At 61.5% G+C, this 12,009-nt stretch carries 12 protein-coding genes; 2 read left to right on the forward strand and 10 right to left on the reverse strand.

Features of this window, described 5'->3' with window-relative positions; all coding sequences use genetic code 11:
- The first annotated feature begins 57 nt into the window (after nt 1-57).
- The gene (locus tag ACYVHK_RS09885; protein ID WP_460530664.1) at nt 58-699 is read left to right on the forward strand and encodes a YbhB/YbcL family Raf kinase inhibitor-like protein; all 642 of its coding nucleotides are present in this window, start codon (nt 58-60) and stop codon (nt 697-699) included.
- A 19-nt stretch (nt 700-718) separates the two neighbouring features.
- Here ACYVHK_RS09885 and ACYVHK_RS09890 read toward each other — a convergent pair whose 3' ends face one another.
- The 9 genes from ACYVHK_RS09890 to ACYVHK_RS09930 form a co-directional block, all read right to left on the reverse strand.
- On the reverse strand, nt 719-1,927 hold the full coding sequence (locus ACYVHK_RS09890) for an MFS transporter (RefSeq protein ID WP_460530667.1): 1,209 nt from the start codon (nt 1,925-1,927) through the stop codon (nt 719-721).
- A gap of 45 nt (nt 1,928-1,972) precedes the next feature.
- Nucleotides 1,973-3,145 (reverse strand): MFS transporter, encoded by a 1,173-nt coding sequence (locus ACYVHK_RS09895; RefSeq protein ID WP_460530670.1) that lies wholly within the window; start codon nt 3,143-3,145, stop codon nt 1,973-1,975.
- Nucleotides 3,146-3,586: 441 nt separating this feature from the next.
- On the reverse strand, nt 3,587-5,596 hold the full coding sequence (locus ACYVHK_RS09900) for a M13 family metallopeptidase (protein ID WP_460530673.1): 2,010 nt from the start codon (nt 5,594-5,596) through the stop codon (nt 3,587-3,589).
- Between the two features lie 233 nt (nt 5,597-5,829).
- A complete protein-coding gene (locus ACYVHK_RS09905; RefSeq protein WP_460530676.1) occupies nt 5,830-6,603 on the reverse strand; it encodes a hypothetical protein in 774 nt (257 codons plus the stop codon).
- Between the two features lie 75 nt (nt 6,604-6,678).
- Nucleotides 6,679-7,476, reverse strand: coding sequence for a hypothetical protein (locus ACYVHK_RS09910; protein ID WP_460530679.1), 798 nt, complete (start codon nt 7,474-7,476; stop codon nt 6,679-6,681).
- Nucleotides 7,477-7,521: 45 nt separating this feature from the next.
- On the reverse strand, nt 7,522-8,337 hold the full coding sequence (locus ACYVHK_RS09915; RefSeq protein ID WP_460530682.1) for a hypothetical protein: 816 nt from the start codon (nt 8,335-8,337) through the stop codon (nt 7,522-7,524).
- Between the two features lie 288 nt (nt 8,338-8,625).
- The gene (locus ACYVHK_RS09920; RefSeq protein WP_460530685.1) at nt 8,626-8,937 is read right to left on the reverse strand and encodes a high-potential iron-sulfur protein; all 312 of its coding nucleotides are present in this window, start codon (nt 8,935-8,937) and stop codon (nt 8,626-8,628) included.
- A 122-nt stretch (nt 8,938-9,059) separates the two neighbouring features.
- Nucleotides 9,060-9,584 carry a superoxide dismutase family protein gene (sodC, locus tag ACYVHK_RS09925; protein WP_460530688.1) on the reverse strand — a complete coding sequence of 175 codons (525 nt, stop codon included), beginning with the start codon at nt 9,582-9,584 and terminating at the stop codon, nt 9,060-9,062.
- A gap of 218 nt (nt 9,585-9,802) precedes the next feature.
- The gene (locus tag ACYVHK_RS09930) at nt 9,803-10,594 is read right to left on the reverse strand and encodes a PEP-CTERM sorting domain-containing protein (RefSeq protein WP_460530691.1); all 792 of its coding nucleotides are present in this window, start codon (nt 10,592-10,594) and stop codon (nt 9,803-9,805) included.
- Between the two features lie 333 nt (nt 10,595-10,927).
- On the opposite strand from ACYVHK_RS09930, the gene ACYVHK_RS09935 reads away from it, so the two are divergent.
- Entirely contained in the window at nt 10,928-11,077 is a 150-nt protein-coding gene (locus ACYVHK_RS09935; protein WP_460530693.1) for a hypothetical protein, read from the forward strand.
- A gap of 245 nt (nt 11,078-11,322) precedes the next feature.
- Here the strand turns inward: ACYVHK_RS09935 and ACYVHK_RS09940 are convergent, their stop codons facing one another.
- Nucleotides 11,323-11,943, reverse strand: coding sequence for an esterase/lipase family protein (locus tag ACYVHK_RS09940; RefSeq protein WP_460530696.1), 621 nt, complete (start codon nt 11,941-11,943; stop codon nt 11,323-11,325).
- Between the last annotated feature and the right edge of the window lie 66 nt (nt 11,944-12,009).

The following is a 12,009-nucleotide window of genomic DNA, read 5'->3' on the forward strand; positions in this document are numbered from 1 at the left end:
TCGACCGGAATCAGATCCAACTGATCATAGTCAGTCGCACTGACAAGGAGCATTCCCATGAAGCTGACCAGCCAGAGCTTTGCCGACGGCAGCCGCATCCCCGGCGAGTTCGCGTTCGCCGTGATTGATCCGGCGAGCCACGTCAAACTATCCACCAACCGCAATCCGCACCTCGCCTGGCACGATGTGCCGACAGGCACACAGTCCTTTGCGATCATCTGTCACGACGTGGACGTGCCGAGCCAGGGTGACGACGTCAACCAGGAAGGACGGGAGGTACCGGAAACCCTGCCGCGGGTGGACTTCTTCCACTGGACCCTGATCAATCTGCCAGCCGACCTCCGGGAAATTGCTGCCGGCAGCTACAGCAACGGCGTCACTGCACGCGGCAAACCGGGACCAGAAGTTGCGGGCGATGAAAGCGGTGTGCTGCGCCAGGGCAAGAACGACTACACCGGCTGGTTTGCCGGAGACAAAGACATGGCAGGCGACTACTACGGCTACGACGGCCCCTGCCCGCCCTGGAACGACAGCATCGTCCACCGCTATGTGTTTACGATCTACGCGCTCGACGTACCGAGCCTGGCCGTGGATGACAAGCTGAACGGCCCCGCAGTATGGCAAGCGCTGGAAGGCCATGTCCTGGACCAGGCGACGCTGACGGGCCACTACACGCTGAACCAGCGCCTGGCAGCATGAACCACGGACAGGGTGAAACTCAGTGCCTGGCCTCCGTAAAGGCATAGGCCAGGGCTGCAGCCGGCAAGGCAAAGCCTATCCATGCCGCCAATGGCCAGCCGCCATGGGTATAGGACCAGGCCGCCAGCGCGGAACCGGTAGCACCACCGGCAAAGAAGATGGACATGTACAGGCCGTTGAGCCGGCCACGGTGTGCCGGGCTGATGGCGAAGATGGCACGCTGGCCGATCACCAGATTGGCCGATACCCCCATGTCGAGCAGGATGGCCGACGCGGTCAATGCGGCCAGCGAGAGCAGCGAACCCTCGGCACCTACGCGGCTCAGGAGGAAGGACGCCGCGGCCAGGGCAAGCGCGATGCGGGTCACGAACTGACTATGCCCCCGGTCCGCCAGGCGGCCGGCAATGGGCGCGGCAAGCGCACCCGCCACACCCGCCAGCGCAAACAGGGCAATACCCTTCTGGCTCATCTGGAAAGCAGGCCCCGCCAGGAACAGCGGCGTAGCCGTCCAGAACAGGCTGAATACCCCGAACAGCGCCGCCTGGTACACAGCACGACGCCGCAATACCGGCTGTTCGATCAATAGCGTCCACATCGATGCCAGCACCTGCCCGTAGTGCACGCCGGGCTGCGGCTGCCTTGGGGGCAGCAGCCGGAACAGCACCACGGCCAGTATCGCCATCAAGCCGGCAGAGATCGCAAAGATCGCATGCCAGCCACCGATATCCGCCACGAGGCTGGCCACCGGTCGCGCCAGCATGATGCCGAGCAGCAGGCCGCTGGTGACATTACCCACCACCCGGCCACGTGCATGCTCGGGGGCAAGATGCGCAGCATAGGGAACCAGCACCTGGGTCGCCACTGACCCTAGCCCAAGGCAGACCGCAGCCAGCAGAAAAACACCGGCATGCGTGGCCATGGCCGCTGCAGTCAGCGCCAGGGTATTGCCCGCCAGCAGCATCACCACCAGGCGGCGGTTCTCGACGATATCGGCCAGCGGCACCAGCAATAACAGGCCGGTGCCGTAGCCGACCTGGATCAGCGTGACAATGATGCCGGCAGCAGCCGGGCTCAGCCCGAGCGCATGGCTGATCGGCCCCACCAGCGGCTGGGCGTAGTACAGATTTGCGACGATCATGCCGCAGGCGGCGGCAAGCAAAGGCGTGACCCAGGCAGCACCGCCGATATGAGCTTGCGTGGCGTTGGCTGTTTGGGTTGGGCTGGTCATACAAAACTCCCGGTTTGCGCCAGGAACCGGGCGGCGCAGATAGGTTTATGCAGGCTGCGGTACGGCATGGCGCACCTGCATGAGGCTGCCCACCAATATGAGGGCAAACAGCGCCATCACAATAGCAGCGTAAGGCGTGCTCAGTATCCCGAAGCTGGCCAGCAATCGCCCACCCAGGAAGGAGCCACCAGAAATACCCAGGTTGAAAGCGGCAATTGCCAGCCCCGACGCCGTGCCTACCGCCTCGGGCGCTTCATCCTGCGCCACCCCCACGACAGCCGACAGCATGACCGGCGGAATCGCAAAGGCAAAGGCGCCCCAGACCAGCACATTGGCCAGCATTGCATACTGTGCATGCACCGTGAGCGGGATGGTCGCCAGGGTAACGATTAACCCCAACAGGATGATCACCATCGCATTGCGGGCACCCGAGCGGTCGGCCAGGCGGCCACCAGCCAGATTACCAGCCACCGTCGCCAGGCCAAACAGCATCAAGGCCGTACTCACCCCCGCTTCGCTCAGGCCGGTAACGTCCGTGAGCAGCGGCGCAAGGAAGGTAAACACCACAAAGGTGCTACCAAAGCCCAGGGCGGTCACCAGATACATGCCTACCAGCCGACGGTTGCCCAGCAAGCCCAACTGCGACAGAAAGCTCGCAGGCGCGGTGTGCTCAATCTGCTTGGGCAACTGCCACAGCAAGGCCAGCAGCGCGACCGTACCCATTGCCGTAACGGCGAGGAAAGGAATGCGCCAGCTATAAAGTTGACCGATCCAGCTACCAAACGGCACACCCACCACCATGGCCAGCGTCAAGCCACCCATGACCACAGCCACGGCACCGCCGGCACGCGCCTTGGGTACCAGCTGGGTTGCCACGGTAGCCGCAATGCCGAAGAACACGCCGTGCGAAACACCCATGATCAGGCGAGAGGCCAGCAGGCTCAGATAATTGGGCGACAGCGCTGCAGCCAGATTGCTGAGCGTGAACACCGCCATCAGCCCCAGGATCAAACCACGGCGTGGCAGCTTGGCAGTCAGCGCGCTGAAGATGGGGGTGCCGACGGTGATGGCCAGCGCATACAGGCTGACCAGCAGGCCGGCAGTCGGGACACTGACGGAAAGGCTACGGCCTATCTCGGGGATCAAACCCACGATGACAAATTCAGTAGTACCAATGGCAAACGTCGCCACGGCAAGTGCAAGCAGGGCAAGCGGCATGATCATTCTCCTTGGCAGCCCGCATTAAGCGGGTGTATCGGTTCAAAGCAAGGGCATAGTGAGGGACGGCATCAGGTTTGCCGTGCCACGAGTGCGGCGTACACGTTCGAAACGATCGAACATGTTCCCTACATCAGCGCGGCCTTACCGCCTTGAAGGCCTGGCAACCTCACCCGCTACCCGAGTGGAAGACCGACGTACCCACCGCTGTCCACCCGCTCCGGCTACGCGATCCACAGTAGCCAATTTTCTCTCGACCGCCTCCCCCCATAAGGGTGACAACGGCTTACCCTCCGGACGTCAGACCAGCATGTGGACATGGGCGGCCAAAGCCAAGGTAGTGACCGGCCTATATGGCAAAATCGCAGCACAAAGAAAACGGCGCCCCCCGAAGGAGTACGCCGTTCTTCCTACCAGCCTGCCTTGCAGCAGGCAGCCGCCTTACCAGATACGAATCCGTTCCGATTCCGGCTTGAACATGCCGTCGCCCTGCTTGGTGCCGAAGGCAGCATGGAAGGCATCGCTGTTCACCGCCGCGCCGACGGCACGGAAATTGGACGGCGAGTGCGGATCCACCACCAGCCACTGCAGGCGAGCCTGCTCGCGAACCTTCTCGCGCCAGACCTGCGCAAAGCCGATGAAGAAGCGCTGATCACCGCTGAAGCCATCCAGCGTCGGGGCATCCTTGCCCTCCAGCGACAAATGATAGGCCTTGTAGGCAATCTGCAGACCGGACAGGTCAGCAATGTTCTCGCCCAGCGTGAGCTGGCCGTTCACAAAGCGCCCCTGGATCGGCGAGTAGCCGTTGTACTGGCTGACCAGGCGGGCCGTCAGGCCGCTGAAGGCCTTGCGATCCGGGTCTTGCCACCATTCGCGCATATTGCCATTGCCGTCGAAGCGGCTGCCTTGGTCATCAAAGCCATGGCTGATTTCGTGGCCAATCACGGCGCCAATGCCGCCGTAGTTGACTGCGTCGTCGGCGTTAGCATCAAAGAACGGGGGCTGCAGGATCGCGGCCGGGAACACGATCTCGTTCATGCTCGGGTTGTAGTAGGCATTCACTGTTTGTGGCGTCATGCCCCACTCGCTGCGATCCACCGGCTTGCCAAGGTGACCAATGTCGAAACGATACGCGAACTCGGCGCCACGACCGAAGTTACCGATCAGATCCCCCGCCTTCACTTCCAGGCCACTGTAGTCGCGCCACTGGGTCGGGTAGCCGATCTTCACGGCGTACTTGGCGAGCTTGTCTTGCGCCTGGGTCTTGGTGGCCGGGCTCATCCAGGCCAGCTTGTCGATGCTCTGCGCGTAGGCCTTGATCAGGTTGCCAACCAGCGTATCCATCTTGGCCTTGGCTTCGGCCGGGAAATAACGGGCGACGTACTGCTTGCCCACATCTTCACCGAGGTTGCTCTCGATCAACGCCACGCCGCGCTTCCAGCGGGGCTTGATTTCCTTGGCACCGCTGATGGCCTGCTCATGGAAACGGAAGTGTGCCTCGACAAAAGCCTTGGGCAACACCGGGGCATAGCGGTCGAGCGTACGGGCGGCAAGGTAATCACGCCAGACGGCTACCGGCTCGGCAGCGATCAGCTTGGCGGCGCCGGTGGCGTAGCTGGGCTGGTTGAGGTTGACCTCGGTCGCACCCGACTCGGTCGCTGTCAGGAAGGCCTGCCAGTCGAACTTGTCAGCCGTCTTGTTGAGGCCGGCGATATCGAGCTTGTTGTAGGTCTTTTCGGGGTCACGGTTCTGTACCGCGCTCCACTGCACCTTGGCCAGCTTGGTTTCCAGCGCCATCACGGCGGCGGCCTTCTTCTTGGCGGCGGCGGCATCGTTGCCGGCAAGCTTGTAGAGGGTGACCAGATAGTCCACATAGGCTGCGCGGGCCTTGACCATACGCGCATCCTTTTGCAGGTAGTAGTCACGGTTGGGCAGGCCCAGGCCATTCTGACCAACATCCAGCAGATAGCGGCTCGAATCCTTGGCGTCGACGCTGACCGCAATATTGAACGGCAGACTCACGCCCAGGCGTTGCAGCTTGCCGAGCTCGACGGTCAGGGCCGCAGCATCGGCGATCTTGGCCAGCTGATCAAGCTTGGCCTGCAGCGGAGCAAGGCCGGCCTGCTCGACGGCAGCTTCGTCCATGAAGCTCTGGTAAAAATCCGCAATGCGGCGCGCTTCCGGATCGGTCGCCGCCTTGCCGGCAGCCTGCTCGATGATCTCGCGCACGCGGGCTTCGGACAAATCGCGCAGGTCGGAGAAAGCGCCTGACCAGGTGCGATCAGCCGGAATCTCGGCCGTCTTCACCCAGGCACCGTTCACCGCCAGGTAAAGGTTGTCCTGAAAACGCACGCTCGGGTCAAAATGACTCTTGTCGATGCCGGAGGTAATGGCCAGCGCCGGAAACGGCAAAGCCAGGGCAATGGCCAGGGCCAGATGCTTGAATTGCATGAATCATCCTCTGTCTGAAGTCGCCAGGATCACCGGCGGCGAAGCGTGGCTTATGCCAGAGGATGGAACGGTAAGCAAAACCGACGCGACGAACTGCGCTGGGGGTGTATGAACGGTGCCAATGCCAGGGCGAATGGCGACGATCAGACCTGCTCGGAAAGACCGGTGGGATACAGGAATTCCTTGGCAATATCCATCGACAGGCCGCCATCAAAGACCGGGATACCAGGCCGCTACAACTCAGGATGGCGACGCTGCTTCTCCAGCCGGGTGTGCACCCCGGATTGCAGAAAGTCGACCTGCTCGGCCGTCAGGGGAATACCGATCCCACCCTCGCTCCGTCTGCGTACCTTGTCGAGGCCGCGATGGATCAGCGCCTTGAAGGGTATGGCGCCATCCTCGATCTGCCGCGTCACCCCAGCAAACGCCGCCGGCTTGGGGCCAGGGATCGTGGTCTCAAAATGAAAACAGCCCAATGAGCGTCGGATCGTGACGTCATTGGATGTCTCACCACGCAGCAGCTTGTTGTCGGGTGTTTCCTGAAAATAGAGCGTCGCCATCTCGTTGAAATTACGGGCGGCCTCTACCAGCGAAGTATTGTCATTCAGCTGCTGCTCTATCCACGCCTTGTCCTGTTTGCGTAGCGTTGCGCCCTGCACCACCAGCCGCCCATCCCGGTAGCTGAAGTCCCAGCTAGCCGCATCAATATCGGGCCGTATGGCCGCGATCTGCTGCTGGATGCCCTGGAAATCATCGAACAGCGTCTCGATGGCCCGGTCTACCTGCTTGCGGGGAATGGCGGCGTGCTTCACATAGCGCGTCTTTTCCAGCAAGGCCTTGGCCTGGCGCTCCATCGGGTCGACGATGCGGGGCTGTGGTGCATCCAGCATCGGTGCTTCCGTCGGCTGGGTTTCGTCGCGTAGGGTCGTCAAGGTATCGCCGATCCGTAAAGGTGTCGTGATCGGTGCGGGCACACCCGGGACAGAGTTGATCGCGTTCAGGGCCATCTCGATTCCTTTCCGGTGGGATGGACATCACGGCGGGGCCACCCCGGCAATGTCAATCACCAGGGCAGAGACCGCTCAGGTGCGCATGAAGGCACGCCCCAGGCTCAGCAAGAGCTCGCCGGTAAACCGGTTCGCATAGTCCATCGCCGGACGCTTCTTGTAGGCCAGCTTCTCCCCTTCCATGTTGACCGCCCCCATGGAATCGAGAAACGTGATCTGCTTCTTGTTGCAGACCATGCCCCGGCCATAGTTGGTGCCGACCCGCACGGCATCCAGCCATTTGTGCATCAGCTTCTTGAACGGGACCGCGCCGCCATTGACCTGTTCCGCCCCCGTTTCATACGCCGACATGGTCCGCGTGCCCGCCGCGATGCCGGTCAGCTCAGGGTGATCCTCGGTCTTCTGGTAGTAGGTTGCGGCGGCCGCATTGAACTGCCTGGCGGCCGCCACCATGATCGAATCGGCATTCAGCTGGCTGGATAGCCAATCCACATCCTGCTTGCGCAGCAAGGTGCTTTGCACCACGAGCTTGCCGTTCTTCATGCTGAAATCCCAACTGGCAGCATCGATATCCGGCCTCAACGCCCCCAGATCCTTCTGGACACGATTCACCTCCACCAGCATGTGGTCCAGCGCGTCGCCAGCCCGCTCCCTGGGCTTGTAGGTGTTGGCCGCATCCATCGCCCATTGCCGCTCCAGCTTGGCAACCGCCTCCGGATCGGGCTGAGGCGCGAGCGTGACCTCATCCGCGGCAGTCAGCCAGGGAGATGGCTCATCCTTGTTCTCCGTTGCCGCTACGGCGGGGTTCAGCCCCACCCGGGTGGTATTGGGCAGTAAGCCGGGTATCGTGGTGTTGATGGGTGTAATGGACATCCTGTCCTCTTTTCTTCTGGTATCGGGTGGCAAGGCCCGTGTCGGTCAGGCGTAGGTATCGATATGGTCACGCACCAGGAAGACGATGGCGCTGCCTATGGCCATACCGCGCAGGAAGCGCGGGGGATTTCCGTCCGCAGTACGCATACTGGATTCCTGCTCACCATCCTCCCGGCTCAGCAGCATGCCGCCTATGCCCTCCAGTCCCTGCTCGGTGCGGGCTGCTGCCACCCGCAGCAGAGCCTTGAAAGGAATGGCCCCGCCGCTGATCTGTTCCTTGGCGTCGGCAAACGCGGTCGTGGGCTCGTCCTCCACAAACTGGCCCGTCGCCGGATCACGGCGGCCCTTTTCATCCTCGGTCTTGCTCGAGCGCAGGTTGGGGTTCTCATCCGTCGCCTGGTAGTAGGAGATCGCCGCCTGGTTGTATGTCCGGGCGGACTCCACCAGTTGCTGGTCCATATTGAGCCGCGACTCAAGCCAATCCTTGTCCTGGGCGCTCAACCTGGTGCTGATGACAGTCAGCCGGCCGTTCTGCATGGTGAAGTCCCAGGCATTGGGGTCGATATCCGGCCTATCCTCGGCAATGCTGTTCTGGAGCTGATCAAGATGGTCTGCCAGCGAGGAGAGCGCCAGGTCGCCCTGGATGCCGGGCTGCCGGACAAAACGGTTGAAGGTCTCGCTACGCTGCGCGGCGGTCTGGACGACCTGCTTGAGATCGACATGCACCGTGCCCTTGGCATCGGTAGTGACGGCGCCGGTTTTATCGGCCGCCGGGGTCTGCTTGCCTGTATCCCCCACGACAGGCGGGCGCATGACGGGTAATTGCAGGAACAAGGAGTTCGCTTGCACGGAGATGACCATGGTTTCCTCTTCCTATGGGCAACGCCGGGCAAACCTCATCCGCCACATGGCAGCAGACGACAAACCTCGTCCCTTAGACGGACGACGGCTCGGAACAGCATCCCGGAATACCCTTGATTATGTTTTTAGGTACGGTGGCAGGGCGTCCCTGCCGGCGTGCAGCCGCCATCAAAGTGTAAGCAAATGTAAGCGCACACTCCGATTTCGGCCCCGGGAAAACAAAACTTGAGAGAAAAGCAGGATATATTTTGGCCAGCACAACCAAGCAGTCGCAGGCTTGAGCCCTGCTTAGATCGCCATGGCGTAGGCAGCACACCAACCGGCTTCATGCACTAGCTTCTCAGCCAATGCCGAGCAAGGCCCGAGCTTGCTGCCCACCTTGGGCTTGAAATACAGACAGTTACCGCAGGTCTGGCCTTCCTGGTAACCGGGCAATTCACCCGGCTTGAGCTTGCTGGCATCTGCACGGTAGTTGAGTGCCTTGGCGGCGGGATCGGCCTCGCTCAGGCCGGTCTCTTCTGCCGCCAGCACAGCGGGGACAAGGCAGACCAGCGCAAGCGCAGGCAATTGCTGCAAAACAAAAGTACGACGTGTAGGCATGGCGGTTCCGATCTGGCTTGCGCTTGGCTGGCTTGAACGGTGATTCAGGATGACGATCCGGACATACAGTCCGGGCCGGATGATATTCGGCAGACACGCCGGCCTGCAGCGCTGGAACTGCCTCAGGCTGGCCAGACCCCGCATACCAGCCGCGCCCCACCACCACCCAAGGGCGCAGGGTGATCGGCGTGGTTATCGCCGCCGGCATGGATCATGAGCGCCCGCCCCTTGAGGTCTGCAAGCTTCAGCCGTGGTGCCAGTACCGCTTGGCTGGCACCACCGGTGGCATCCACATACAGCGGCGGCAGATCACCCAGATGACCATCCCCCCAGGGGGTACCGTGCCGGTTGGATTGCGTGGGGTCATAGTGGCCACCGGCTGCCAGCGCAGCAACCGGCTTGCCATCCTTGTCGGCCGGCAGGCAGCTCGGGTTCTGGTGCAGGTGGAAGCCATGCAAGCCAGGCGGCAGGCCCTTGAGTGAGGGGGTGAAGACAAGACCGTAGGGCGACTCGACGATACTGACCTGTCCGACCTCAGCGCCCAGGCCTTTTTCATCGACCAGATGCATGGTGATCAAGCGGTCCGCCTGAGCCAGGCAGGGCACGACAGTGAGCGAGATGGCGATAACGCAGGCGATACCTTGCATTGTGTACTCCTTGCGAGATAGAGCCAGGACCCGGCTCAAGACGGGTAATACGGCAACCTTCACAGCATGCCGGAACGGGCCTTTTCGCGCATCCTCCATACGGAGGAGGGAAAGGCATTTACTTATTGAATATCAATGACTTGAAAAGCAAAACGGCGGCCCTGAGGCCGCCGTTCCGATACTGACTATTACGTAGCGTCTGACTATCGCTAGACCGCTTAGACTGCGCGGCGGCGACGAGCAACCAGTGCCACCAGGCCCAGGCCGATCAGTGCAACCGAAGCAGGTTCCGGTACCGAGACCGAACCACGCGGTACGGAGGCGAAGCGCAGGGTGCCACCAGCAACCAGGAACTCACCGAAGCCGTCACCGAAGAAGGTCACGCTGGTGAAGAAGCCGGTGTCATCAATCGAACCGATGAAGTTGGTGAAGCTCTGGGTTTGGGCCCAGCCCGGGTTGTCCAGACCATTAGGATCGGTGGAGTTGGCGATCAGGCGCAGTGCACCGCCGTCGAAGCCGATCCACAGGCCGGTACCACCAGCAGGTACGCCGTAGGTCGATACGATGTTGGCCGGACGGGTATTGTTCTGGCAGCAAGTTGCCCAGTCACCGATTTCGAAGCCGAAGGCATTCACGCCCGAGCTGAAGGTGAAGGTCAGACCCGAACCATAGCCGGGGACCGGATCAGAACCCGAAGCAGACGGGTTGATGTTCACAACGGCACCGGTCAGGCTGGTGGTACCCGAGGTGTAGCCGCTATCCCAAGCGATGGGGTCGCCATTGCTACGGGTGACGGTCACGGTGGCGTTGTTGCCATCCTTGTCGATGTAGTTGTAGGCAGATTGGCCTACGTTCAGTTGCACGGTCGAAACCGTTGCACCAGTACCAGTCACAGTAGCGTCAAACGCGGTCTTGCCGGCGTTGAGGGCATTATTGTAAGTGGCAGGTGCGGCGATTGCCGGTGCAAAGCAAGCAACGACGAGCGCGGCGGAGGCTAGATATTTTTTCATGACTGTGTATCCCTGGTTGTTGGCTTTAGTCCTACTGCACGACACCCATAAAGCAAGCACAATGCCAGAAGTTAATTATCATTTATATACAAACACTTAAAAGTAAAACATCATCCATATGAGGTATATGCTGTAAAAAAAGCCGACAGCAATTCGACGCCTGCTTTCCGCCGCCCCTAGCCCTGTCCGGCATTCGCAATTTCCATGCACCAGGCGCATCAACCCTGCTTGAGAAAACCGCCTGACGCCCTTATCTACACAGCAATAAGCGGGGCATCGATACCTGTGAATCAAGGCAGGACATGCACCCGCATCGCCATAAGGACTCTCGCCATGCGCACTCTCCCCCTGACCCTCGCCCTCCTGACTACTGGACTCGGCGCCACGGTTGCGGCCATCGCCATGCAGCAAGCCAGTCTGTCGCAAGCGGCCGCCGTGCCACATTGCGCCGCTCAGGGCCGCATGCTGGTCGCCAATTCCTGATCCCGGCAAGCGGCAGGCAGACAGAACGAACCAGCCCAAGCGGTCGCTTTCCGGAAAGCGCCAGGACCGTGCGATTGCCCCCCGAAAGCTGGTGCATTTGCTCCAAACAAGGACTTAGCAACGGCAGCTACCCACAGCTTCTGTGAATAACTATGTGAATAGCTGTGTATGGCTGCGCTTAGTCCCGGATTTGTCTGGAACTCTCTTAGCCTGCTCAAAAAGCGGGCAGCCCGGCGGGGTAAACATCAACTTGACAGCGGCAGGCGCGCCAACACCAATTCAGCCACGACGCGCCTTGCCGGCATCAAGGTGTGCATGAGCGGCAGCATGATCTGCTCCTCTTGCCAGGCCGCACTGACCTCCCGCTCAGACACTACGCCATCGTTCGGTTCGCCCGGAAAGACACTGAACCGCCCTTGCGGCCCGCCGATCCCGATGATCGCCGTGCAGGGAACCACGCTCGGCGGTATCGCGGCCATGCGGGCGGCGTCGGCCAGCATCTGGCCGCAATCGCCCGAACCCAGACGGAACAGCCAGCGCTGCCGCATGCGCATGGCGAGGCAGGATGTTGTCACTGGCGAGGCCAGCAGAAAAAGTCGCGATGGCAAGCGGGTACCGGCCGGCAGGTCCGCCAGTACGGCACGCAACAGCACGCCGCCCAGCGAGTGGCCCATCACCGCGTATTCACCTTGTGCGGCCAACACCATGATGCGCTGTCGCAACCGCCGACAAATACTGGGGAAGGACTGCAACGCGGCCACATAGCCAAAGGTGTGGGTAAGGTGGCCGTGCCGACGCAAATGCCGCAGATTGGGCCAGGCCGAAAGGGGCGATCGCCCCATGCCATGGACAAAAAGGATATGCATGGCGGTACGCTACACCAGCGCCCGACAGCCGTCACCGGCAAGCAGAACAGCCGATGACGGGAGTGA

This window comes from Chitinimonas naiadis, from assembly GCF_054780835.1.

Bases quoted from the DNA above. Each gene is read 5' to 3' on its own strand.
- ACYVHK_RS09930 (WP_460530691.1), bottom strand. From the start codon at position 10,594: ATGAAAAAATATCTAGCCTCCGCCGCGCTCGTCGTTGCTTGCTTTGCA.
- ACYVHK_RS09895 (WP_460530670.1), bottom strand. From the start codon at position 3,145: ATGCCGCTTGCCCTGCTTGCACTTGCCGTGGCGACGTTTGCCATTGGT.
- ACYVHK_RS09915 (WP_460530682.1), bottom strand. From the start codon at position 8,337: ATGGTCATCTCCGTGCAAGCGAACTCCTTGTTCCTGCAATTACCCGTC.
- ACYVHK_RS09890 (WP_460530667.1), bottom strand. From the start codon at position 1,927: ATGACCAGCCCAACCCAAACAGCCAACGCCACGCAAGCTCATATCGGC.
- ACYVHK_RS09905 (WP_460530676.1), bottom strand. From the start codon at position 6,603: ATGGCCCTGAACGCGATCAACTCTGTCCCGGGTGTGCCCGCACCGATC.
- ACYVHK_RS09900 (WP_460530673.1), bottom strand. From the start codon at position 5,596: ATGCAATTCAAGCATCTGGCCCTGGCCATTGCCCTGGCTTTGCCGTTT.
- ACYVHK_RS09910 (WP_460530679.1), bottom strand. From the start codon at position 7,476: ATGTCCATTACACCCATCAACACCACGATACCCGGCTTACTGCCCAAT.
- ACYVHK_RS09920 (WP_460530685.1), bottom strand. From the start codon at position 8,937: ATGCCTACACGTCGTACTTTTGTTTTGCAGCAATTGCCTGCGCTTGCG.
- ACYVHK_RS09940 (WP_460530696.1), bottom strand. From the start codon at position 11,943: ATGCATATCCTTTTTGTCCATGGCATGGGGCGATCGCCCCTTTCGGCC.
- sodC (WP_460530688.1), bottom strand. From the start codon at position 9,584: ATGCAAGGTATCGCCTGCGTTATCGCCATCTCGCTCACTGTCGTGCCC.
- ACYVHK_RS09885 (WP_460530664.1), top strand. From the start codon at position 58: ATGAAGCTGACCAGCCAGAGCTTTGCCGACGGCAGCCGCATCCCCGGC.
- ACYVHK_RS09935 (WP_460530693.1), top strand. From the start codon at position 10,928: ATGCGCACTCTCCCCCTGACCCTCGCCCTCCTGACTACTGGACTCGGC.